This window comes from Vibrio sp. 05-20-BW147, from assembly GCF_013369385.1.
Lineage (GTDB): Bacteria > Pseudomonadota > Gammaproteobacteria > Enterobacterales > Vibrionaceae > Vibrio > Vibrio floridensis.
On record NZ_SZTO01000013.1, the window covers coordinates 64904 to 89484 of the forward strand.

At 48.0% G+C, this 24581-nt stretch carries 19 protein-coding genes; 18 read left to right on the top strand and 1 reads right to left on the bottom strand.

Features of this window, described 5'->3' with window-relative positions; genetic code table 11:
- The first annotated feature begins 5 nt into the window (after positions 1 to 5).
- The 17 genes from FC652_RS13345 to tldD all read left to right on the top strand — a co-directional run bounded on the left by FC652_RS13345 (position 6) and on the right by tldD (position 19465).
- A complete protein-coding gene (locus FC652_RS13345; protein ID WP_176298969.1) occupies positions 6 to 1226 on the top strand; it encodes a type II secretion system F family protein in 1221 nt (406 codons plus the stop codon).
- A 5-nt stretch (positions 1227 to 1231) separates the two neighbouring features.
- Positions 1232 to 1693: an MSHA biogenesis protein MshF gene (locus tag FC652_RS13350; protein ID WP_176298970.1), complete on the top strand. Its 462-nt coding sequence runs from the start codon at positions 1232 to 1234 to the stop codon at positions 1691 to 1693.
- 77 nt (positions 1694 to 1770) lie between these two features.
- Positions 1771 to 2349 carry a prepilin-type N-terminal cleavage/methylation domain-containing protein gene (locus tag FC652_RS13355; protein ID WP_176298971.1) on the top strand — a complete coding sequence of 193 codons (579 nt, stop codon included), beginning with the start codon at positions 1771 to 1773 and terminating at the stop codon, positions 2347 to 2349.
- Positions 2350 to 2382: 33 nt separating this feature from the next.
- Positions 2383 to 2853 (top strand): type II secretion system protein, encoded by a 471-nt coding sequence (locus FC652_RS13360; RefSeq protein WP_176298972.1) that lies wholly within the window; start codon positions 2383 to 2385, stop codon positions 2851 to 2853.
- A gap of 91 nt (positions 2854 to 2944) precedes the next feature.
- Positions 2945 to 3442 carry a prepilin-type N-terminal cleavage/methylation domain-containing protein gene (locus FC652_RS13365; protein ID WP_176298973.1) on the top strand — a complete coding sequence of 166 codons (498 nt, stop codon included), beginning with the start codon at positions 2945 to 2947 and terminating at the stop codon, positions 3440 to 3442.
- On the top strand, positions 3442 to 4008 hold the full coding sequence (locus tag FC652_RS13370) for a prepilin-type N-terminal cleavage/methylation domain-containing protein (RefSeq protein ID WP_176298974.1): 567 nt from the start codon (positions 3442 to 3444) through the stop codon (positions 4006 to 4008). Before FC652_RS13365 ends, FC652_RS13370 begins: the two co-directional genes overlap by 1 nt.
- Positions 4008 to 4697, top strand: a complete 690-nt coding sequence (locus FC652_RS13375) for a PilW family protein (protein WP_176298975.1) — start codon at positions 4008 to 4010, stop codon at positions 4695 to 4697. Before FC652_RS13370 ends, FC652_RS13375 begins: the two co-directional genes overlap by 1 nt.
- Complete coding sequence (locus FC652_RS13380) at positions 4687 to 5103, top strand: MSHA biogenesis protein MshP (protein WP_176298976.1); 417 nt, start codon at positions 4687 to 4689, stop codon at positions 5101 to 5103. The genes FC652_RS13375 and FC652_RS13380 overlap by 11 nt, the downstream gene beginning before the upstream one ends.
- Before the next feature lie 3 nt (positions 5104 to 5106).
- Entirely contained in the window at positions 5107 to 8586 is a 3480-nt protein-coding gene (locus FC652_RS20570; protein WP_255199168.1) for a DUF6701 domain-containing protein, read from the top strand.
- A 152-nt stretch (positions 8587 to 8738) separates the two neighbouring features.
- Positions 8739 to 9782: a rod shape-determining protein gene (locus tag FC652_RS13390; RefSeq protein ID WP_011151240.1), complete on the top strand. Its 1044-nt coding sequence runs from the start codon at positions 8739 to 8741 to the stop codon at positions 9780 to 9782.
- A gap of 56 nt (positions 9783 to 9838) precedes the next feature.
- Positions 9839 to 10729: a rod shape-determining protein MreC gene (mreC, locus tag FC652_RS13395; protein WP_176298977.1), complete on the top strand. Its 891-nt coding sequence runs from the start codon at positions 9839 to 9841 to the stop codon at positions 10727 to 10729.
- A complete protein-coding gene (mreD, locus tag FC652_RS13400) occupies positions 10719 to 11207 on the top strand; it encodes a rod shape-determining protein MreD (RefSeq protein ID WP_176298978.1) in 489 nt (162 codons plus the stop codon). Before mreC ends, mreD begins: the two co-directional genes overlap by 11 nt.
- Positions 11208 to 11210: 3 nt before the next feature.
- Positions 11211 to 11771, top strand: coding sequence for a nucleoside triphosphate pyrophosphatase (locus FC652_RS13405; RefSeq protein WP_176298979.1), 561 nt, complete (start codon positions 11211 to 11213; stop codon positions 11769 to 11771).
- A 22-nt stretch (positions 11772 to 11793) separates the two neighbouring features.
- Positions 11794 to 13263, top strand: a complete 1470-nt coding sequence (rng, locus tag FC652_RS13410) for a ribonuclease G (RefSeq protein ID WP_176298980.1) — start codon at positions 11794 to 11796, stop codon at positions 13261 to 13263.
- 10 nt (positions 13264 to 13273) lie between these two features.
- Positions 13274 to 17161 carry a YhdP family protein gene (locus FC652_RS13415; RefSeq protein ID WP_176298981.1) on the top strand — a complete coding sequence of 1296 codons (3888 nt, stop codon included), beginning with the start codon at positions 13274 to 13276 and terminating at the stop codon, positions 17159 to 17161.
- Positions 17162 to 17171: 10 nt separating this feature from the next.
- Positions 17172 to 17996 (top strand): carbon-nitrogen hydrolase family protein, encoded by an 825-nt coding sequence (locus FC652_RS13420; protein ID WP_176298982.1) that lies wholly within the window; start codon positions 17172 to 17174, stop codon positions 17994 to 17996.
- 23 nt (positions 17997 to 18019) lie between these two features.
- Positions 18020 to 19465, top strand: a complete 1446-nt coding sequence (gene tldD / locus FC652_RS13425; protein ID WP_176298983.1) for a metalloprotease TldD — start codon at positions 18020 to 18022, stop codon at positions 19463 to 19465.
- A 230-nt stretch (positions 19466 to 19695) separates the two neighbouring features.
- Here tldD and FC652_RS13430 read toward each other — a convergent pair whose 3' ends face one another.
- A complete protein-coding gene (locus FC652_RS13430) occupies positions 19696 to 21075 on the bottom strand; it encodes a PhoH family protein (protein ID WP_176298984.1) in 1380 nt (459 codons plus the stop codon).
- A 538-nt stretch (positions 21076 to 21613) separates the two neighbouring features.
- Here FC652_RS13430 and rapA point away from each other — a divergent pair.
- Complete coding sequence (gene rapA / locus FC652_RS13435) at positions 21614 to 24523, top strand: RNA polymerase-associated protein RapA (protein ID WP_176298985.1); 2910 nt, start codon at positions 21614 to 21616, stop codon at positions 24521 to 24523.
- Positions 24524 to 24581 lie beyond the last annotated feature (58 nt).

The following is a 24581-nucleotide window of genomic DNA, read 5'->3' on the forward strand; positions in this document are numbered from 1 at the left end:
AAGCAATGGCCACCTTTCACTACCAAGGCAGAACCCTTGATGGCAACAAAACGAACGGGAAAATTGATGCCGTGACGTCAGAAGCAGCTGCCGAGCAGTTGATGAATCGAGGCATTATTCCGGTCTCGATCACCAAAGGTAAAACGAGTACCGAGCAGAGCTTTGATCTCAATGCGTTATTTTCGCCTGCGATCCCGTTAGAGATCTTGGTACTGTTTTGTCGACAGCTATACAGCTTGACTAAAGCGGGCGTTCCGTTACTGCGTGCAATGCGTGGTTTAGTGCAAAACTGTGAAAACAAGCAACTGAAAACCGCTCTTGAAGAAGTGGTGGGCGAGCTGACCAATGGTCGCAGTTTGTCGGCCTCGATGCAGCTGCATTCAAAAGTATTTAGCTCGCTGTTTGTATCGATGATCCATGTCGGCGAAAACACCGGTCGTCTTGATCAGGCCTTGTTGCAGCTGGCCAATTATTACGAGCAAGAGCTGGAAACGCGCAAACGGATTAAAACTGCGATGCGCTACCCTACATTCGTGATCAGTTTTATTGTTGTGGCGATGTTTATCCTCAATGTGAAAGTGATCCCGCAGTTTGCCTCTATGTTTAGCCGGTTTGGCGTAGACTTACCCTTGCCAACGAAAATTCTGATTGGTATGTCAGAGTTTTTTGTTAACTACTGGATGCTGTTGGCGGGGCTCATTGTTGGCCTTATCTTTGGCTTTAAAGCATGGGTTGCCACGGCGGATGGGCGCGAGCGTTGGGATCGATGGCGTCTAAAATTACCGGTGGTGGGTGGGGTGGTTAACCGTGCTCAGTTGTCTCGTTTCTCTCGTACCTTTGCGTTGATGCTTCAAGCGGGCGTTCCATTGAACCAATCGCTGTCGTTATCTGCAGAGGCAATGGGAAATCGCTATTTGGAACTTAAGATCCTCAAAATGAAAGCCGATATCGAGGCGGGTAGCCAAGTGTCGGTCACGGCGATCAATAGTGGCATTTTTACGCCGTTAGTGATTCAAATGATCTCCGTGGGTGAAGAAACGGGTCGTATTGATGAGCTCTTGATGGAAGTGGCGGATTTCTATGATCGTGAGGTGGATTACGATCTCAAAACCCTCACTGCTCGTATTGAGCCAATATTGTTGGTGATTGTAGCGGGGATGGTTCTGGTGCTTGCACTGGGTATCTTCCTTCCTATGTGGGGGATGCTTGACGTTATCAAGGGTTAAAAAGGATGGGGCGAGAGACAAATCGTGCAAGTTTGGTGTTTTGGCTGCTGTTGGTCGTCACACTGTTTGCGGTGTTTGCGCAGATTTGGCAGCCGGTAGAAAACGAAGCGTCAAAAGCCGCCTCGGAAGTGTCGGTTAAACGCATGCTGGAAAGAGCAAACCTCTATAAACAGGAATGGCTCTTGCAGGGAAAACCGAAACGATTAGAAATGGACGGGCAGCGGATTCCCATGTCGGCTTACGGATGGGTACCACTAAAAGATGAACATGGTCAGTTTCAATGCCAGAACTGGCTTGATTTGCACTTTCCTGAGCGTCGAATTCTGGAGTCTCAGTTACTCAGTATTGATGAACAAGAGATAAACGGTGCTTATCAGTGTCGATTTAATTATCAAGCTGATTTGTTGGTTGTGGTAACCCAACAACGTAAGGTTTTGAAAATTAGTGTCGAAAAGATGACAGAGTAATGTTTTTTGACGTGTTGTTCTATTTTGAAATGCAAAGATGGGTATAATACCCAAAACCTATAAGTAAAAGGTTGTGTATGAAACAAAAGCAAGATGGTTTTTCTTTGGTTGAACTGGTGGTGGTGATCGTCGTCGTTGGTTTATTGGCGGTTGCCGCGCTTCCTCGATTTTTGGATGTGACCGATGCAGCCAAAAAAGCCAGTATTGAAGGTGTCGCGGGTGGGTATGCGACTGGCGTGTTGTCTGCGCGTGCCCAGTGGGAAGCGGAAGCACGTCCTTCACGAAGCATCAGTAGCCAAGAGCAAAACACCGTAAACTATGATGGCGTCGACTTTTGGCTGACGCGTTCAAAAGATGACGCTAACACAGATACTGGTTTCCGTGATGGCTATCCGTGGGGCTTAGCTGGCGGCTTTTCCAGTTATCCTCCTGAGCTAACGAGTCAAATGTGTGTAGACTTAATGGAGAACTTGTTGCAAAACCCACCGAAGGTTGGCATTGCAGGTTCGGACACCACAAGTGCTAGTGGCTTCAAATATTCAGCATCTGCTGACTCAGCAAATGCCAAATGTACGTATATTCAACTTGACGGCAATACTCAGCATCAGTTTGAATATGAAGCGAAAAATGGTCGTGTGACCGTAACTTTGCAGTAACCCTGCACGATTGAAACATAGAGAGAGAAGACTATGAAAAGACAAGGCGGTTTCACCCTGATTGAGTTAGTTGTGGTGATTGTAATTCTCGGTATTTTGGCAGTAACAGCAGCTCCGCGTTTTCTAAATCTGCAAAACGATGCAAGAAAAGCATCGCTACAGGGTCTAAAAGGGGCAATAGATGGCGCTGCGGGTATCGTATATGGTCGTGCGGCTATTCTCGGTCTTGAAACTAAGGAAGTCGAAACATCTGTAGATGGTATTGCTACTATCTATGGTTATCCTATGGCGAAAGCAGGCGGTATTGATCAAGCCGTTGTCGGCTTTAGTTCTGATTGGACAAATCAAGTATCTGGTTCTCAAACTCTGATCACATTTAAGAATGCTAACTTAACTACTGCAGCACAGATTGTTGCCACAAAGTGCTACGTATCTTATACAGAGGCATCAGGCACTGCTGTGTCTGAAGCGCCATCGACAATTGTTACTACCGACGATTGTTAATACCGATAAGTGTTAATCTGCGTTAGTATTAATCAAGGGGCCGGTAAAATGACTGGCTCTTTTTGTCGATATTAAGGGTAGAGACTCAAGTATGCTTATAGCTCCGTGGAACAAGAACTGCAGGGGCTTTACTATGATCGAACTAATCGTCGTGATCGTGTTGATCAGTATCGTCTCCGCATACGCTGCCAGTCGCTATATTGGTACCGGCAGTTTTTCTGCGTATGCCGCGCAAGAGCAGGCGATTTCGATCATTCGCCAGCTGCAAGTCTATCGTATGCAATCCAATACCACAGGCACTTACAACTTGAGTTTTGAACTTACCGCCAGCGGTGGCTGTTTAGGCTCCAGTGCAGGTTGTGATGTTGCCACCACGCCTCAAGCTGCGCAATCTCGCAGCGATGTGATGCGACTTGAAGGTGTTTCCGTCTCCTCAACAATCTCTCCTATCCGCTTCGATTTGCGTGGTAATCCATTGCAAACAGACGGTTCTGCTCTTAATAGTGTCACTATTACTTTTTCCGCTTCCGGGGAAAGTGCATCGGTTTGTATCAATAGCCAAGGCTATGTCAGTGGCGGGAGCTGCTGATGAAAAAACACCTAGGCATGACTCTGATAGAAAGCATCGTTGCCATGGTGCTGATCGCGGTTGCCATGGTCACTCTCACGAGCTTGTTGTTCCCCAATGTCAAAAACTCTGCCGCCCCTCACTACCAAACGCGCGCCATTGCCTTAGGGCAAGGCTTTATGAGCCAGATTTTGGCTCGAGGCTTTGATCACAATAGTAATTTTGATGGGGGAGGTTCTCGTTGTGGTGAGAATGGCTCCTCTTGTACCGCCGCCGGTAGCTTGGGTGCCGAAGAGATCCAGGTTGCAGAGTATAATGATGTCGATGATTATATCGGCTGTTGGTACACCGCTAACACCCAATCTCAGTGCCCAGTTGGCACCATTCAGAAATCACTCGCGGATGTGTTTGGCAGCGCCATTGATAGTGAGTACCCCAATTTCCGAGTGGAAGTGAATGTCTTCTACGATGCAGACATGGATGGTGTAGATGATGGTTCGATCAGCACATTAAAACGTATCGAAATGCAGATCTATGCCGGGCAATATGGTCCATATCCTCTTGTGGCTTATAAGGGGAACTATTGATGAAATCTCGGGGTTTTACCTTAGTCGAAATGGTGCTGACTTTAATTGTCGGTAGTATTCTGGTGCTTGGCATTGCGGGCTTTGTTGAGTTGGGAACCAAAGGCTATGCGGATTCTGTAGACAGGCAGCGCATTCAGACCCAAGCGCAATTTGTCCTAGAGAAAATTTCACGCGAGTTCCGTCATGCTGTGCCAAACAGTTTCAGCAACGAAAATGGCTGCTTATCCTTTTATCCAATTGTCTATTCGGGTTTTTATGCGGTGGAAGGAAACGATATTCGTTTTTTGATTGGTAACCCAAATGTCTCTGCTCAGTTGCTGTCCACGTTAAAGTTGACGATAAATCCTAGTCGTCAGCAAGACCTGCTCTCCGATGCTTTTGATTTGTCTGCGGTAGAGACCAGTGCTAGTTATTACTCACTAACGAATCAAGTTGCTAACTTGAAGAGTAACTCCATAAACCATCGACACTATATTTATAATGCAGTAGAGCCAGTGGAGTACTGTTTTAGTGCAGAGCGAATTACACGAAATGGTGTGCAAGTGGCCGACAATGTTTCAGCTGCCACGTTTCAATATCTGGAACCGACTCTGCAGCGGGGTGGGTTAGTGCATATCAAACTGACGTTTACGCAAAATGGTGAAACCAGTCATTACCAACAAGATGTGCAGGTGCTCAATGTTCCCTAATCGACGTAAGCAACAAGGAAACATGCTGGTGGTCACCATCTTCGTCATTGTGGTGATGGGTTTTCTCGCCTCGTCATTGACACGGATTAACTGGTCTAACAGCGACAATTTAACCCGAGAACAGTTGGGCACACAGGCATGGTTAATGGCGCATTCCGCCAATGAATGGGCGTTAACTAAGCTCTACCCGCCTGGCGAATCAGCCTCGGTATCAAGCGCGTGCGCTACCATTCAAGGTGACACGCCAAGTGTCAGCGTCAATAGCCCTTGTCGTCGTCCACAAATGACTTGCCAGTCGATAGGACAGTTACAAGGCGAAACTTTCTATCGGGTGGAAGCGATCGCGGTTTGTGGTAGCGGTATAGTGGAAGTTGAACGTCGGCAAGAAGTGTGGGTGAAGGAGTAGCAGATGATAAAACTAAATGAACTTCTGTCTTTTCTGATGGTTTTGTTATTCGCGTTATTTTCTCACTTCTCATCGGCATGTATTGTTGATCCAAGTGAACCAATAAAAATGACTTTTTCGATTGTGAATGCGACGGGAAAAGAAACATTATTTGGTTCGAAAAGTCCTTCAGATTCCGATGATTTAGTTCCCATTTGGACGGACAATATTCAAGTTAATGGTGCTTTTATTCAGGACCTAAATAACATCGCTCTTGGAGAGAACTATAAAGTTGAGTTGATCTTTACGCCAGGCCAAGGTAACAAATCTGGCAATCTAGCCTATTACCTCAGTGATTACTCAGGAAATAATTTTCAATTCATTGGTAATTATCCTGCTGACTTAAAAGGGATTCACCCGACTCAGGTGTTACTGGTGGCAGGCGGTGTTGTTGATGTGGCTTGTAGTGGTAATATTACCCCTCCAGACATCCAGCCTCAGTTCCCAGAAATCTGTGATTTGTTCCCTGAGCCCGCACAAAGTTGGAGCATTTCTTCAACAGGTCCTTATGCTGCATACGGTGCTAGTTTTCTTAATGTTAACAATGGAGACACTGCGCGTATACGTGGTTGGTCAAATGCCTATCGACAACAAAACTTAATTACGAAACCAACAGACTGGGGAAATAAAACGTTATTGAAAACAGGGTTTGATTCAGCAACAGATCCTTGGCAAATCTATACCCATAACGTTTGTGATTCAGCAGGATGTGAAGTGGGGAATGCGGATGGACTAATTAGAGAAAGAAAAGCAAAGGAACCTAATGTTGTGATTTTTAAAAAATCAAATGCAATATTGGATATTAATGGTTCAAACTTTTCATCCGTTTGTACTTCCAACCCTACTCTGTGTAAACACTCTGTGTCTGGTAACAAAACCAATATAGAAATAGTAGGCAATTTGAAATCTCTCAATGTTTCTATGTATGGAGGAGCAACTTCTGAGCTTGTAGTGACATTTGCTAATAATATTCATATAGAGTCGATGACGATAGGCGGTTCAATTCCTATCTCAACTTATTTCCGGCCGAGCTCTCTAGTGACTTTTGGAACAGTCACCTACAGTGATGGAAATTTAAAACTTATTTTTGGGCATCAATCGCTCATAAATGTTAAAACTAAGTTTGAGTTAAACAATCCATTTGCATTTGAGTTTCAGCCAGGAGCTCAAGACGTTATTTTTTACGGCCCAGAAGCGGAGTTTGTCTTCCTAACCAATAATGCCACGTTTCCAGGAAGCATTTTGGGAAAAACGGTCTCTTTTGAAAACCCCATTACTATTCTCGGCTCTGTTACGGCTCATACTTTAACGATGAAAAATGGCGTGGTAATAAACAGACCGGGTGGTAATGATTGTACACAACCGACGAATAATTACACCCTAGAACTTACGCCAAGCAGTGATATAGGGTTGACCTGCGAAACCCTAACCCCAACGGTACGTGTGCTTAACAATGGTGTTTTAGCCACCGATTTCACTGGTTCAGTAACGGTGCGTATCGATGGTGTAGACCAGCAATTAGAACCCACTAATGGCGTTTTATCACAAACACTCGCCCTAAGTGCAATGCAAACGAAAACCGTTTCGGTTGAAGCCTACATTAATGGTGACCAGGCTAATACAACGGTAACAGGACAATATCAGTTTGTCCCCTTTAAGTTTGCCATAGACGATCAATATGTGATTGCGGCTAAACCCCAACCTGTCAACGCGAAAGTCTTAGCTTGCAATGCTGGAGAGGTCGTTGATATTGGCTATAACGGTACAATCAATCCTACCTCTACTCTTGAACAGCCCAACCCCGGTGTAGGGGCACTGGATTACACACCAATATTTGCCGCAGGTGTCAGTAATACTGATTTAACCTTTAGTGATTCTGGTGTGATGCGGGTACAACTGGAGGATGGGAACTTTGATTGCACGGGCGTGCAAGGGTGTCCAATAGAAGGTTCAGGGATCCTCAAAGGCCAGTTCCATGTCTATTCCCGTCCGTGGACGTTTGCCATCTGCAGCGGTGAAAATCCAGCGTTGCCCATGGATGGCACTTCATCCTCTGGGACTAAATTCAAAGTGGCTTCTGAGCCATTTGACCTTCACGTAAAACCCATTGTTTGGCAGAGCGGCGGCGCGGTAACGGGCGCAATAGAAACAAGTGGTTACTGTACTCCTACGGTTGCTATTACCCAAAATTTCTTTGCCAGCACGGCCCCTAGCGCTGTCGTTGAGATGAGCAGTGCTTTGCACTCTCCTTCAGGGGGGAGCACTAGTGTATTACTTAGAGGTACTCTCACCAAAACGCACAACAGTGGCAGCGGCAGTGGTACAAATCAACACTATGATTTCACTCAGCTCTATTGGGACGAAGTGGGTAGCTTGAAAGTGACGGCAGATGCACAGGCCGATTATCTGCAAAGGGATATTAACTTGGGCTATCGTAATATCGGCCGTTTTGTGCCTGAGAAATTGGTATTAGCGAGCAATAGTTGGACGTATGCCACCGGACATTCGGCATTCGCGTACATGAACCAACCCATTGAACATGCTTTTCGTGTTGAGGCACACAATGCCTCAGATCAAGTGACGCAGAATTATGGCTTGTTCGATGCAGCGTATGTCTCAACCGTCTCTTATTTCAATGTTGATGAGTTGCACAATGAAATCGATGATCGCGTGAAAGATTACTCGACGTTAACTTGGCAGCAACCTGCTTGGTCTTTAGTTGGCTTAAACGTTACTTTGCCTGACTTTGCGTTTGTAAAAAAAGCCACTTCATCTGTGCCTTACACCTCAGAGCCTGATGGGCCCTTTACGCAAGGTTTTGGCTTGTGGAGCAGTACAGTGGTGGATGGCGTTGATTTCGAGAGCAAAGAGTTGGAAGTGCATGACAGTGGTGTCATCGTCAAGTCGGGCAAAGCATTCATCAATCAGCCAGTCTTCCGCTATGGACGCATGCGCTTGCAAGACGTGGGTGGCCATACTGGTAACAAGATTAACGTACCACTGAAGGTTGAATTCTGGGATGGCAACCAGTTTGTCACCAACGGGGACGATTCTGGCAGTGACTTCGATGGCGTGAAGTTCTGTCGTCAGGTGATTTGGCACAGTACAGCGCAAACCACCAGCAATGCTTCGCTCAGTGGCAGCGGGACGGTCTCGGCAGGCACTGCTGAGCAACTTTTTGCGCAACAATCGCCAACCGACATCAATAATGAAATACGTGAACAAGTGCGTTTTTGGTTACGTGTCAGTGACACCGCCTTACAAAAGGTTGATGATATTAACGACAACAATATTCAATGTAATGGAGTGGGTGCTCGCCCTTGGTTACGCTTCAATTGGCGCAACAAAGGTGATGAAGATCCTTCCGCAGTCGTTACTTTCGGGATTAACCGTGGCAACGACCGGGTTATTTACAAAGGTGAATCTGGCTTAACGGGCCAATAAACAGTGTGGATTTTTTGCGCTAAGTAAGGAATCTGTCAGAAATTGGGGCTTTGAGCCCATGTTTATACTCCAATGCCTTGCTGTCACAGCAAGGCGTTGGTACATTTAGGACAATTTTTATCTTCTATTTTCTTGCAGGATGAGCGAAGAATATGTTTAAAAAACTTCGTGGCATGTTTTCCAACGACCTATCGATCGATTTAGGTACCGCCAATACTCTTATTTATGTGAAAGGCCAAGGCATTGTGCTTGATGAGCCTTCAGTGGTTGCAATCCGTCAGGATCGTGCGGGTTCAGCGAAAAGCGTCGCAGCTGTTGGTCACGCAGCAAAACAAATGCTTGGTCGTACTCCAGGTAATATTTCGGCTATTCGTCCAATGAAAGATGGTGTGATCGCCGATTTCAACGTGACTGAAAAAATGCTTCAGCACTTTATTAAGCAAGTGCACGACAACAGCATTCTCAAGCCAAGCCCACGTGTTCTAGTGTGTGTGCCTTGCGGTTCAACGCAAGTTGAGCGTCGCGCAATTCGTGAATCTGCGTTGGGCGCAGGTGCTCGTGAAGTCTTTCTGATTGATGAACCAATGGCGGCGGCAATCGGTGCGGGTCTGCGTGTTTCAGAACCAACCGGTTCGATGGTGGTCGACATCGGTGGTGGTACTACAGAAGTGGCGGTCATCTCGCTAAACGGTGTCGTTTATTCTTCTTCTGTGCGTATCGGCGGCGACCGTTTCGATGAAGCGATCATCAACTACGTGCGTCGTAACTACGGCAGCTTAATTGGTGAAGCGACGGCAGAGAAAATCAAGCATGAAATTGGTTCTGCTTACCCAGGTGATGAAGTACATGAGATTGAAGTTCGTGGTCGTAACCTTGCTGAAGGTGTGCCACGTAGCTTTACGCTCAACTCGAATGAGATTCTAGAAGCGTTGCAAGAGCCGCTATCAGGCATTGTCTCAGCAGTGATGGTTGCGCTAGAACAGTGTCCGCCAGAGCTGGCTTCTGACATCTCAGAGAATGGCATGGTACTCACTGGTGGTGGCGCACTACTGAAAGATCTTGACCGTCTACTGACCGAAGAAACCGGCATTCCTGTGGTGATCGCAGAAGATCCACTAACGTGTGTGGCTCGTGGCGGCGGTAAAGCACTTGAAATGATCGACATGCATGGTGGCGATCTATTCTCTGAAGAATAATGGTGATGGCTAAGTGAGTGATCACTTAGCCTTCAAACCTAAGGTTCTAAAACAAAATGAAGCCAATTTTTGGTAGAGGCCCTTCTCTACAGTTGCGTCTTTTTTTTGCTGTCATAGCATCAGCCAGCCTTATGCTGGCTGATGGTCGCTTAGATGCTTTCTCTGGTGTTCGATATTTCCTCAATAGCTTAGTCGCCCCGATTCAATATACTGCTAATTTACCACGCAGCATGTTTGATGGCGTCTATGAGCGTTTTAGTACCCGTCAGTCTCTGCTCGAGGGGAACCAAAATCTCAAGCGAGAAGTATTGAGGCTGAGAAGCGATCTGCTGCTACTGGAACAGTACAAAGAAGAAAACCAGCGCCTGCGCAAGCTCCTTGGCTCTTCGTTTGTGCGTGATGAAAAGAAAATGGTTGCCGAAGTGATGGCGGTCGACACCTCACCTTATCGTCATCAAGTCGTGATCGATAAAGGTGGCATTGACGGTGTCTACATTGGCCAACCGGTGCTCAATGAGAAAGGCATTGTGGGCCAGATTACCTTCGTCGCGGCGCACAATAGCCGAGTATTACTATTGAGTGATGCGAAAAACGCGATTCCAGTGCAAGTGGTGCGCAATGATATTCGTGTGATCGCCTCTGGCAATGGCAGCATTGATGAGATCCAGTTAGAGCATATCCCAACCAGTACCGATATTCAGGTCGATGATCTGCTGGTGACTTCTGGCTTGGGTGGTGTTTACCCAGAAGGGTATCCTGTTGCCTATGTTACTTCGGTAGAGCACGATACCCGACGCGAGTTTGCCGCGATTAAAGCCAAACCCGTAGTGGAGTTTGATCGCTTACGTTACCTCTTATTGGTATGGCCAAACGAAGATAGACAACATAAAGTGCTGAATGCCAACGTAGAAGAAGAGGCGACGCAAGAGGTGAAGGATGGCGAATAGCGTATTGCGTAGCAAGATTGTCATCGGGGTAAGTTTTTTTATTGCTCTGGTGCTACAAACCATTCCTTGGCCGGGGGCGTTAGATCTTTTCCGTCCGGCTTGGCTACTGTTGGTCACTTGCTATTGGGTGCTGGCTTTGCCTCATCGAGTCAACGTGGGCAGCGCGTTGGTGGTGGGCCTGTTGTGGGATCTCTTGATCGGCTCAACACTAGGTATTCGAGGTATGATGATGTCCATCGTCATCTATTTGGTTGCCCTCAATTTTCTGGTCATCCGAAATATGGCGCTTTGGCAGCAGGCCTTATTGATTGCCTTCTTGAGCGCACTGCTTGAAGTGTTTATTTTCTGTGGTGAATATTTGATCCAGGACGTAGTATTCAACCCATTATCGCTATGGACCGCGGTAATTAACTGTATACTTTGGCCATGGGTGTTTTTACTGTTACGACGTGTCCGTCGTCACTGGCATGTAAGGTAAACGATGTACAAGCTAGTCTTGGCCTCAGGTTCACCGAGGCGGAAAGAGTTGCTCGGCCAACTCGGTTTTGTATTTGATGTCGTGTTGCCTGATATTGAAGAGTGCAAAGCGCAGCATGAATCTGCGCAACAATATGTGCTGCGCCTTTCTCAACAAAAAGCACAAGCAGGTTTGCAACTAACAACGGCAGAAGCCGTTGTTGTTGGTTCTGACACTGTTGTTGTGTGCGATGAGCATGTACTGGAAAAGCCGCACAATTTTGCCGATGCACAGCGAATGCTGAAGCAGCTTTCTAACCGTCGTCACCAAGTGATGACCGCAGTGACGGTGGTCAGTGCAGAAAAACAACGTTCTATCGTCGTTACGACGGATGTGTGGTTCAAAGAGCTGACTGATAAAGAAATCGAACTATATTGGCAGTCAGGCGAGCCATGCGATAAAGCTGGCAGTTATGGAATTCAAGGTTTGGGTGGACGTTTTGTTACCCGTATTGAGGGCAGCTATTTTGCTGTCGTAGGACTCCCTTTGTATGAAACAGACCAACTGCTGCACGAATTTATATAATTTTAAAGATTGAGGTGTGCACATGAGTGCAGAGTTGCTGCTGAACGTGACCCCGAGTGAAACTCGTGTGGCCATGATAGAAGGTGGAGTCTTACAAGAAGTCCATATTGAACGTGAAGCCCGTCGTGGTATTGTCGGAAATATTTACAAAGGCAAAGTGAGCCGAGTACTGCCAGGTATGCAGGCTGCTTTTGTGGATATTGGTTTGGATAAAGCCGCCTTCCTCCATGCATCCGATATTGTTCCTCACACAGAATGTGTTGCAGAAAACGAGAAACAGCAGTTTCAAGTTCGCGATATTTCAGAATTAGTCCGCCAAGGCCAAGACATTGTAGTGCAAGTGGTTAAAGATCCACTGGGCACCAAAGGTGCGCGCCTGACGACCGACATTACACTGCCTTCTCGATATCTCGTTTTCATGCCGGGCGCGAGCCATGTCGGGGTTTCGCAACGAATTGAAAGTGAATCGGAGCGTGAACGCCTCAAGAAGATCGTTTCTCACTACTGTGACGAGCACGGTGGTTTTATTATTCGCACTGCCGCGGAAGGGGCTGATGCGAAGGAGCTCTCTCAAGATGCCGCGTTTTTAAAACGTTTATGGCTTAAAGTGATGGAGCGCAGGGCTAAGTACAAAACGCGTTCAACCTTGTACGGTGAATTGGGATTAGCGCAGCGTATTCTTCGTGATTTCGTTGGGACTGAGCTGGATAAGATTTTGGTCGACTCTCGTCAAGAGTTTGAAAATCTGAAAGAGTTTACCTCTGAGTATGTACCTGAGCTAACGGCAAAATTGGAACTCTATGAAGGAGACAAACCAATTTTCGATATGTACGACACCGAGAATGAAATTCAACGTTCGTTAGAGCGCAAAGTGGAACTCAAATCGGGCGGTTACCTGATCATTGATCAAACCGAAGCGATGACCACGGTGGACATTAATACCGGCGCATTCGTTGGTCGTCGTAACTTGGAAGAAACCATCTTCAATACCAATATTGAAGCCACTCAAGCGATTGCTCGTCAGCTACGTTTACGCAACTTAGGCGGTATCATCATTATCGACTTTATTGATATGTCGTCAGATGAGCACCGTAAGCGTGTACTCACTTCATTGGACAATGCGCTGAGCAAAGATCGTGTGAAAACCAACATCAACGGCTTTACTCAGCTGGGGCTAGTGGAGATGACGCGTAAACGCACCCGCGAAAGCATTGAACACATTCTCTGCTCGAGTTGTCCAACGTGTGAAGGGCGTGGTAGCGTCAAAACGGTGGAAACCGTGTGCTATGAAATTCTGCGTGAAATCACCCGAGTCAACCGAGCTTACGATGCGGATAAGTTTGTTGTGTATGCTTCGCCAGCGGTGGCAGATGCGTTGCATGGCGATGAATCACATGCTTTGGCAGAGTTGGAAGTTTTTATTGGTAAGCAAGTGCGTATTCAAGCTGAGCATCTTTACATTCAAGAGCAGTTTGATGTCGTGATGATGTAATGGATAGTTTGTGATTTCTGGTTTTACCCTATTTTGGCGGGCGGTGCTGTGGTTGTTAGTGACCCTGTTATTATTGCTCGCCATCTTGGTCACTGGGCTACGCATTGCGTTGCCGCAGATGAACCATTTTCAAAATGAAATCAAAACCTGGGTCAAGCAAGGCACCGGGTTGGATGTCTCTATCTCTAGCGTGGCGGGATCATGGCGAAATAGCCATCCTTCTGTCGCTTTGCAGGGCTTTGAAGCGTATTTGCCTGGGGATAAAAAAATCAATATTTCGGTGGACGAAGTTCAGATTGAATTTGATTTACTAGAATCTATTTTTCGTCTGCAACCGGTCATTGCCAATCTCGACATGCGCGGCTTGGCTTTGGATGTCCGCGCCATTGAATGGGTCTCTACTGAAGGGCCTCCGACTCGCGAAACCGCTTCTGAATCGCAAGAATCCTCGAACCTGATTAAGCAACTCGATAACTTGTTGCTGCGTCAGTTGGACGAGTTCTCTATTACTCAATCGAAGATATGGTATCAGTCCGTTTCGGGAGAAAATCGCCGCCTTGATATCGATCGTTTACGTTGGCGTAATCAAGGTGCTCATCATTTAGCGGAAGGGGTGGTGAGTGTCGCGGGCACCAATCTTAATGCGCTGTTAGTGAGCGCTAACTTTGTTGACCATGGCTCACTTTTGGATGTGAGTGGCGAATTTTACGTCAATGCGGAAGAAATTGCCGTCAGACAATGGCTCACTCGCTATGTGAAGAAAGAGACTGGCATCGAGTCAGGAAAAATCAGCCTAAAGTCTTGGTTGACCTTACAGCACTCACAACCTCGTTACGCCTTTGTGGAGCTTTTACCATCTGAGCTCATTTGGACGGAAAATGGGCGTCATGAGCTAACATTGGAATCGGGCGTTTTAAAACTCTCCCCTGATGCCGAAGGTTGGAAAGTCAGTGGGCATTCACTGACGTTGCGCACCGATGACATGGATTGGCCTGAACTGGATGTGGCTTTTGATTGGCAACCACAGGGTTGGAAGTTGAATCTTTCCCAGTTAAGTCTCGAGGCATTGATGCCGTTGGTCAAATTGCTTCCGGAATCGAATCAAACAAGTGATGTGCTGCAGCAACTGCGCCCGAATGGTGTGATTGAAGATATTCGTGTTGCGATGTCTGGTAGCGACCTAGGGACATTACGTTATTCAGCAGACATTGATGCCTTAGCCATGCAGCAGTGGGAGTTGCTACCGGGTTTTCATCATGTGTCGGGTTCACTCTTTGGTAGTCTCAATCAAGCGAAAGCCTCTATTTCTGTGATTGATGATGAATTTCCTTATGGAGAGGTGTTTCAGGCCCCGCTTAACATCAAGCAAGGGCTGGTGGATATTGTTTGGCAGAACGATCAAAATGGCTGGCGATTGTGGTCTGATAAAATCACCGCAGCGACGCCCGATCTGCAGGTGCTGGGGGCGTTTCGTCTCGATTTCCCGAAAGATAAGAGCCCATTTTTGTCTTTCTATGCCGAAGCTGATGCTTACAACGTAGGGGAAACGTGGCGCTATCTGCCAACCTTGGCGCTCGGACGAGAACTGACCGATTACCTTTCGACGGCCATTCAAGGTGGTAAAGTCAACACAGCAAAGCTGCTGTGGTATGGCGAATTAGCGCAATTTCCTTATGGAAAAAATGATGGCATGTTCCAAGCGTGGGTAGGTTTAAAACAAGGTAAGTTCAGCTTTGATACCGCTTGGCCTCCGATTACCGATTTGCAGTTGGATCTTTTGTTCCAAAACGATGCTATGTATTTGGATTCCAAGTCCGCCACCTTAAAAGACGTCAAAGCGAGCCGAATTACAGGGCGAATCCCCGAACTGGCAGAAGGGGGGCACATCGAAATCGAAGCTAAGGCGACGGCTGCGGGCAATGCCGTGCGTGACTACATGACCGCCACGCCGCTGGTGGATTCAGTTGGCGCCGCGTTAACGGCTTTGCAAGTTCGTGGGCCAGTGAAGTCAGAGTTTCAGCTCAATATTCCGTTTACCAGTGACAAAGAGCCGCGAGCGTGGGGATATGCGGAGTTAAAGGGCAACCGAGTTGACATTGATGCGCCGCCGATGAGGCTGGAAAAAGTGACAGGACGAATTGAGTTCGATAATGATGTGGTGAAAGCCTCTGGACTCTCTGCTCGCCTGTTAAAACAGCCGATTGCCATCGATTTTGCTGGGGAAAGCGCGGCAAACGGTTATAACGTGGTGATCAATACTCTGGCGGATTGGGATGTGAAACCTTTGGTTCCTTATGTGGGCGAGCAATGGCTTGGTCGCTTATCGGGACATGCCCCTTGGAGTATGGATATCGATCTGCAGTTGAATGATGTCGGTTTCACCTATCAAGTCGATCTGAACGCTAAGTTAAACGACATTGCCAGCCAGTACCCTTACCCACTTGATAAGCGTGTTGGTGAAGCGTGGCAGGCGCGTATGCAAGCATCAGGAAATCAAGAGTCGATCACGGCACGTCTGCAAATGCCCAATGCCAAGTATCAAACAGAAATTGATATTACGGGTAAAGTGCCCGTATTAAGTGCAACCAATCTCGTGCTGGGTAGTGGTGGGTTTAAAATCAGTCCGGTGGTGGGGCATCATGCTTTAATTCGCACTGATTATTTCGATCTTGACCAATGGCTCTCGGTTTTGAGCGCGCCAAAAGTTGCGGAAAAGTCGACTCTGGCGCAAATGAATACACCAGAGGTTCCGCTTCCAACGCGTGTCAAAGTGGAAACGCCAACCTTGGTGTTGGCCGGTATCGAGTTTCATGATGTGGATTTCTCGGCACGGAAGAAAAATCTCAATTGGCAGTTCAACCTTAAAAGCCAAGAAGCCGTAGGACAGGCTAACTACCTTGAACCTTACGACTTAGCGGTATCATTAGAGCGCTTGCATCTCTATGTCCCGGGTTTGGATGAGAAGAAAGCGCAAGGTGAGTCTTTGTTAACTGCCGAAAGCGCTGAAGCGCCATTGATCAGTCAGTTTGATCGCGATTTTCATCAGCTGATGCCAAATCTCACCTTGAACATTGATGATTTTTGGCTTCAGGGCTACAAAGTGGGTCATGTGAACATCGATTTGCAACGCCAAGGTAAAGCTTTGGTGTGGAAAAATATTTCGCTGGTCAGTGGTTCAAACCGCGTTGATGTTAATGGGAGTTGGAAGCTGGACAGAGAAACTAGCCAGTCGAAGATGAACCTAAAAATTAAGAGTGACAACAACAGTGACTTGATGGAGCGTTTTGGTATCACGTCAGGGATCCAAAAAGCGCCGTTTGAAATTACCTCACAAGTGACTTGGGATGGGGCGCCTTGGTCGATGCGGGTAAATACGCTTGATGGTGATGTGCAAACCGAATTTGGCAAAGGCATCATTACTGACGTGAGCGGCGCGGCTCGTTTGTTGGGGCTATTTAGTCTCGATTCCATCATTCGTAAAATGCAGCTCGATTTTACCGATGTGTTTGATAAAGGTATGGCCTTTAACTCCATCAAAGGCACGGGCAAGATCCAAGATGGCGTGTTTGTCACCAACGATATTGAAATGGATGCGTTGGCTGGGGCGATGAAAATTCGCGGGCTTGCCAACATGGTGACACGTACAGTTGACGCGGAAGTGCAGTTTACCCCAGATATTACCTCTGGTATCCCGATGTTGACGGCGTTTGCGGTCGCGCCACAAACGGCACTCTACGTGTTGGCGATTTCCACCGTGATTTCGCCAGTTGTGGAAGTGTTTACCCAAGTTAACTATTCGGTTAAAGGGCCGCTTGACTCGCCAACGGTCAGTGAAATTTCGCGTAGTCGCGGTGAGTTCGAGTTACCGGAAAAACTGCGTAAAGAAGCGCAAGAATAAGGAGCGAATGATGGAAAGGATCGCCATTATTCAAATGACATCCTCGGCCAACCCTGATGAGAATGTGGCCTATATTGAACATTGGGCGGAGCAAGCCTCGCGACAGGGTGCAGAGTTGGTTGTTACGCCAGAAAATGCCTTGGTGTTTGGTGGACGTGATGATTATCACCGCCATGCAGAGCGTTTAGGTGAGGGGCCGTTGCAACACGCGATGAGTAACCTTGCCAAACGACTTGGGCTTACCTTAGTAGTCGGCAGTATGCCGATTCGTGATGGTGAATCGGTCACCACGACTTTAGTGGTGTTTGGCCCCGATGGCGTCAGGATCGGGGAGTACAGCAAGCTACATATGTTTGATGTTGATGTGGCCGATGGTCATGGTCGCTACCGAGAATCTGACAGTTTCAAAGCGGGTAACCAAGTTTGCTTAGTCGAGAGCTCTGTAGGGTGTTTAGGACTCAGTATCTGCTATGATCTGCGTTTTCCTGCGTTGTACCAGCAGTTGCGTCAACGAGGTGCAGAGATCCTCTTAGTTCCAGCTGCCTTTACGGCGGTCACTGGGCTGGCGCATTGGGAAGTATTGCTGCGTGCTAGAGCGATAGAAACACAATCGTGGGTGCTCGCAGCTGGGCAAGGTGGACATCACTCAGCACAACGAGAAACATGGGGTCACTCGATGGTGATTGATCCTTGGGGAAAAGTGGTCGCACAATTACCGCAACAGGGCGATCTTCTGATTGCGGATATCGACTTAAGTGCTTGCGAGTCGATTCGTGGCAAAATGCCAGTGGCGCAACACAGTCGCTTTACCCCATTATTAGATAACGAAAGATAAGATAACAAGGCAGAGCCAAGCTTATGAGCATAAATCAGATTGAAGAAGCGCTATTAGCACCTGGGGGTCTGACGGCAGACGATATTGCCGCCACGTTAGGCAGTATTGCAACGCGCCAAATTGACTATGCCGATATCTATTTTCAATCCAGTTGGCATGAGTCACTGGTACTAGAAGACAGCATTATTAAAGACGGCTCGTTTAACATCGATTGTGGTGTCGGCGTGCGCGCTGTAACGGGTGAAAAAACCGGTTTCGCCTACTCTGACCAAATCCAATTGGAAGGATTGAAACAAAGTGCCATTGCCGCGCGTGGTATTGCTCAGCAAGGGAAAAATGCTCAAGTTCAAGCGTTTAAATGCAGCGATAACCAGAGTTACTATGCGGCGATTAATCCGCTGGCCGTCTGGGAGAAACAGCAAAAGACTGAACTGCTTAAATCACTGGATGCTTATATCCGTACTAAAGAGCCGCTGATTAAAGAGGTGTCGATTAGCCTCAGTGGTGTGCACGAGCAAATGCTGGTGGCCGCGACCGATGGTACGTACGCGGGAGATATTCGTCCTTTGGTTCGTCTTTCAATCAGCGTATTGGCGGAAAAAGGTGAGCGACGTGAGCGTGGCAGTGCGGGCGGTGGTGGCCGTTTTGGCTATGATTTTTTCCTTGGCGATGAAAATGGAGCACAGCGCGCGTTCCATTTTGCCGATGAAGCAATTCGCATGGCGTTGGTTAACTTGGAAGCCGATGCCGCGCCTGCGGGCAGTATGCCAGTGGTTCTCGGTTCTGGTTGGCCGGGCGTTCTGCTGCATGAAGCGGTTGGTCATGGTTTGGAAGGCGATTTCAACCGTAAAGGATCTTCGGTCTTCTCTGGCAAAGTGGGTCAGCAAGTGACTTCTTCGTTGTGTACCATTGTTGATGATGGCACCTTGAAAGATTTACGTGGTTCGCTCAACGTCGATGACGAAGGGGTGAATGGCCAGTACAACACGCTGATCGAAAATGGTGTGTTGAAAGGTTACATGCAAGATAAGCTCAACGCGCGTTTGATGGGGGTTAACCCAACGGGTAATGGCCGCCGTGAATCGTACGCGCATTTACCGATGCCGCGCATGACCAATACCTATATGTTGCCAGGTCAGCATACCCCAGAAGAGATCATATCGACGGTGAAGAAAGGCTTGTACGCGCCAAACTTTGGTGGCGGTCAGGTGGACATTACTTCCGGTAAATTTGTGTTCTCGACCTCAGAAGCGTATTTGATTGAAGACGGCAAGATCACCCGTCCAGTGAAAGGGGCGACCTTGATCGGCTCGGGAATCGAAGCGATGCAGCAAGTCTCGATGGTGGGTAACGATCTCAGCATCGATCGCGGTGTCGGCGTGTGTGGTAAAGCCGGGCAGAGCATTCCTGTTGGCGTTGGTCAGCCAACCCTCAAGCTGGACTCGATCACCGTAGGTGGTACTGAGTAATTTCATGAAATCAAAGGGGCGACGTGTTCGCCCCTTTTTCTTTGCGAGTCAACTTGTTTACTCATTGCGACTCTCTTCAGTACCCTAGCCCCTAGCCCCTAGCTCCTAGCTCCTGGCTCCTGGCTCCTAGTTCCTATTTCCTAGTTCCTATTTCCTATTTCCTAGTTCCTATTTCCTATTTCCTAGTTCCTATTTCCTAGTTCCTAGCTCCTAGCCCCTCTCTTTCTCTACTACAAATTCTCTTCGGCGAATTTAGCCAAGCGGCTGCGCACCACGCCATTGAGGTGAATGTTGGCGCTGCCTTCAAAGTTCTTAAAGCGCTCAACCATGTAAGTTAACCCCGAAGTAACAGGGGTGAGGTAGTGAGAATCGATCTGTGCAAGGTTGCCGGAACAGACGATCTTCGTTCCTTCGCCGCAGCGAGTAATAATGGTTTTGATCTGCGAGGCGGTGAGGTTTTGACACTCATCGAGCAGAACAAACGCATTTTGGATCGATCTACCGCGCATAAAGTTGATCGACTTAAACTGAATGTTGGCTTTGTCGACAATGTACTTCAAGGATCCTTCGGTGCAGTGATCGTGCTTGTGCAGTGCTTCTAAGGTATCGGTGACCGCCGCCAGCCAAGGCATCATTTTTTCTTCTTCCGTGCCCGGTAAGAAACCGATGGACTCGCCAATGTCTGGGGTGTTTCGCGTGACGATGATCTTATCGAACATGCCTTTTTCAATGGTTTGTTCAAGCGCAGCCGCAAGTGCCAGTAAAGTTTTACCGCTGCCCGCCGCGCCGGTGAGGATCACGAGATCAATATCGGGATCGAGCAAGGCGTCCAATGCCATCGCTTGGTAGATATTTTTTGGTGTGATGTCCCATGCTTTACGGTGCATCAGGCGATCACGACTGAGATCGAGTAATGTCAGTTTGTCATCATCAATGGTTTCGACGCGGCCAACGAAATCACTCTCTTCCTCATCCACCACGTATTGATTGATAAACGTCGGATCAAACGGCGCACGATCCAACTTATGAAAAGTGCGCCCAGAGATGGCGTAGCTTTCGACTTGATCGACTTGGCTCCAGAAATTACCTTCTCGTACTTGGTAGCCTTTGGTTAGGTATTGAATATCATCAATCAATTGGTCGGTGCGGTAATCTTCCACAAAACGCACACCCGCCCCTTTGGCACGGAGACGCATGTTGATGTCTTTGGTGACCAACACCACTTCGCGTGGAGCACGCTTGTTTTGCAGATAGAGCACGGCGTTGAGGATGCGATTGTCGCCCGCTTTATCGGCGAACGCTTTGACGGTTTCTTGCAGTTCAAAATCGGCCAGAATAGAAATAGTGCCGTGGCCTTCGCTCTCTTTCGAAACAGGAATACCTTCTGAAATTTCATCAGGCGTCGCGTCTTTGAAAAGCGCTTCCAACGCACGAATGGCCACGCGCGCATCACGGGCCACATCTCGTTTACTGTCTTTGATTCTGTCGAGTTCTTCAAGCACCGTCATAGGGATGACGACGTCATGCTCTTTAAAGGAATAAATTGCGAAGGGTTCGTGCAGCAGTATGTTGGTATCAAGTACAAACAGTTTCCGATCGGTATCGCCCATAGCGTCTCCTTGCCGTAAACCGGCTTTGCTCAAAGTACACTAAGCGGAAGAGCTTACTTCCTGCTTAGCATCTTGCCTGCAGAAGAGGTCGTGAGCATACGGCGTAATATACCGACAGAGGCACCAATTGGGGCGCTTATGGCATGTCAACCGAGTAGCGAGACGACTTACTGCAAACCCGTGTTGATCCAAATCGACTGAATAACGGTCTATTGACCTTTTAAAGCTAGCATGAACTGTACCGAGTTATTTTTCTGACGCGTTCATACTGGCTTAGTTCGAGTATACGTCATTTTTGGAACACCAGAACTCACAAATGACACGCTTTGTTTACATTTTGATTTCATCGTCACGGCTTGAAAAAAATATTGAGATTCTGAGTGTTTGAGCGTGACCTCCATCACGCCATCAAGTAAGATTAGCGGCCTTTTTCTGCGGCGATTTCTTCATCGATTGATAATTAATTTGTCCCGTTTGGCGGTGACAAAAAGCAGAACTAAGCTTTTAAGATTCACAATTAAAACGAGGTAGTCTATTCATGGCATTTGCTTTGGGGCAGCGCTGGATCAGCGATACGGAGAGCGATTTGGGTTTAGGTACGGTAGTGGCGTTAGATGCTCGCACCGTGACACTGATGTTTGCAGCATCAGAAGAGAACCGAGTTTACGCCAGTAACGATGCGCCGGTAACCCGAGTAGTTTTTAATGTCGGTGATGTGGTTGAGTGTCAAGAAGGTTGGTCACTCAAAGTGGAACAAGTGGTGGAAGAGAACGGGTTATACACCTATCTTGGCACGCGTGAAGACACCGAAGAAACCGGTGTTGCACTGCGTGAAATCTTCCTTAGCAACCAAATTCGTTTTAATAAACCGCAAGACAAAATGTACGCCGGTCAAATCGACCGCATGGACAACTTTGTGTTGCGTTACCGCGCACTCAAAAATCAATACGAACAACACCGCAGTCCAATGCGCGGCCTCTGTGGTATGCGTGCTGGCTTGATCCCTCATCAGCTCTACATTGCCCACGAAGTGGGGCGTCGTCATGCGCCACGTGTGTTGCTGGCGGATGAAGTGGGTTTGGGTAAAACCATTGAAGCGGGCATGATCATTCACCAGCAAGTGCTGCTTGGTCGTGCTGAACGCATTCTGATTGTGGTGCCTGAAACGCTGCAACACCAGTGGTTGGTGGAGATGATGCGTCGTTTCAATCTGCATTTCTCTATCTTTGATGAAGAACGCTGTGTCGAAGCGTTCGCCGAGTCAGATAACCCATTTGATACCCAGCAGTATGTACTGTGTTCACTCGATTTCTTGCGTAAAAGTCGCAAGCGTTTTGAGCAAGCACTTGAAGCCGACTGGGATCTGCTGGTGGTGGACGAAGCGCACCACCTTGAGTGGAGCCAAGACAAACCCAGCCGTGGCTACCAAGTGGTAGAAGGCTTAGCAGAACGCACACCCGGTGTGTTGCTGCTGACCGCAACCCCAGAGCAGCTTGGCCGTGAGAGCCACTTTGCCCGCTTACGCCTTCTCGATTCAGACCGTTTCTACGACTACGCTGCGTTTGTTGAAGAAGAAGCGCAATACGCGCCAGTTGCGGATGCAATTACCGCGTTATTCTCCGGCGTGAAGCTGGCGGATGAGGCGAAAAACCAAATTACGGAACTGCTTTCTGAGCAGGACGTTGAGCCGCTGTTCCGCATCATCGAAAGTAATGCGGATGAAGAGAGCAAAGCGATCGCTCGCCAAGAGTTGATTGATAACTTGATGGACCGCCATGGTACTGGGCGTGTTTTGTTCCGTAACACCCGCGCGGCGATCAAAGGCTTCCCTGTGCGTAATGTGCACCTGTTGCCGATGCCGATCCCAACCCAATACACCACCTCGATGCGTGTTTCAGGCATGATCGGTGGCAAGTTGGCCCCAGAAGCGCGTGCGATGAAAAACCTCTACCCAGAAGAGATCTTCCAAGAGTTTGAAGGGGAAGAGTCGAGCTGGTGGCAGTTTGACTGCCGGGTAAACTGGTTGCTGGAAAAGCTGAAAGCGCAACGCAGTGAGAAAGTTTTAGTGATCGCTTCGCGTGCCAGCACGGCATTGCAGCTTGAACAAGCGTTGCGTGAGCGTGAAGGCATTCGTGCCACCGTTTTCCATGAAGGTATGTCCATCCTTGAGCGCGACAAAGCCGCGGCTTACTTCGCGCAAGAAGAGGGGGGCGCACAGGTGCTGATTTGTAGTGAAATCGGCTCTGAAGGTCGTAACTTCCAATTCGCTAACCAGTTGGTGATGTTTGACCTGCCATTCAACCCAGATTTGCTTGAACAGCGTATTGGTCGTTTGGACCGTATTGGTCAAAAACGCGATATCGATATTCATGTGCCTTACCTGCAAGGAACCGCGCAAGAAGTCTTGGCGCGTTGGTTTGATGAAGGCCTCAATGCATTTGCTGAAACTTGCCCAACAGGCCGCACTGTCTATGACCAAGTCTCTGATCAACTGATCGAGATGTTGGCATCGGGTTCCAATGAGGCGTTGAATGACGTGATTGCGGAATCGGCCAAACTGAATCAAGCGTTGAAAGCCGATCTTGAGCAAGGGCGTGACCGTCTGTTGGAAATGCACTCCAACGGTGGTGAGAAAGCGCAGCAAATCGTGGCGGAAATTGCTGCTAAAGATGGCGATACCAACCTAGTGAGTTTTGCGCTTAGCTTGTTTGACACCATTGGTTTGAACCAAGATGACAAAGGTGAAAATGCCATCGTGGTGACGCCGTCGGAGCACATGATGGTGCCGAGCTACCCAGGCTTGCCGTATGAAGGCGCGACGATTACCTTCGATCGCGATACGGCGTTGTCACGCGAAGACATGCACTTTATCAGTTGGGAACACCCAATGATCCAAGGCGGCATTGATTTGCTGATGAGTGAAGGGGTGGGCACCTGTGCCGTTTCTCTGCTCAAGAATAAAGCATTGCCAGTTGGCACTTTGCTGCTAGAGTTGATTTACGCGGTGGACGCGCAAGCGCCGAAACGCAGTGGTATTGGCCGCTTCTTACCTCGCACGCCAATTCGTTTGATGATGGACGCCCGTGGCAACGATCTCTCTGCCCAAGTGGAGTTTGAAAGCTTTAACCGTCAATTGAGCCCAGTGAATCGCCATTTGGCGAGCAAATTGGTTTCGTCGGTACAAAACGATATCCATCGTTTGATTGAAGCTGGTGACCAGTTGGTGGTGGAGAATGTCGAAGCAATTCGTCAGCAAGCGCAGCAAGAGATGCAGCAGAGCCTCAATAGTGAACTTGAGCGTCTGCAAGCATTGAAAGCGGTCAACCCGAACATTCGTGATGAAGAGATTGAGGCGATTGACGCGCAAATCAAAGAGTTGAACGGTTACATCGCGAAGGCGCAATTCCAATTGGATTCACTGCGTCTGATTGTGGTGAGCCATAACTGATCTTGAGTGATTCGTTAAACGACCATCGGCTCCTTTACTGGAGCCGTTGGGTTATGAC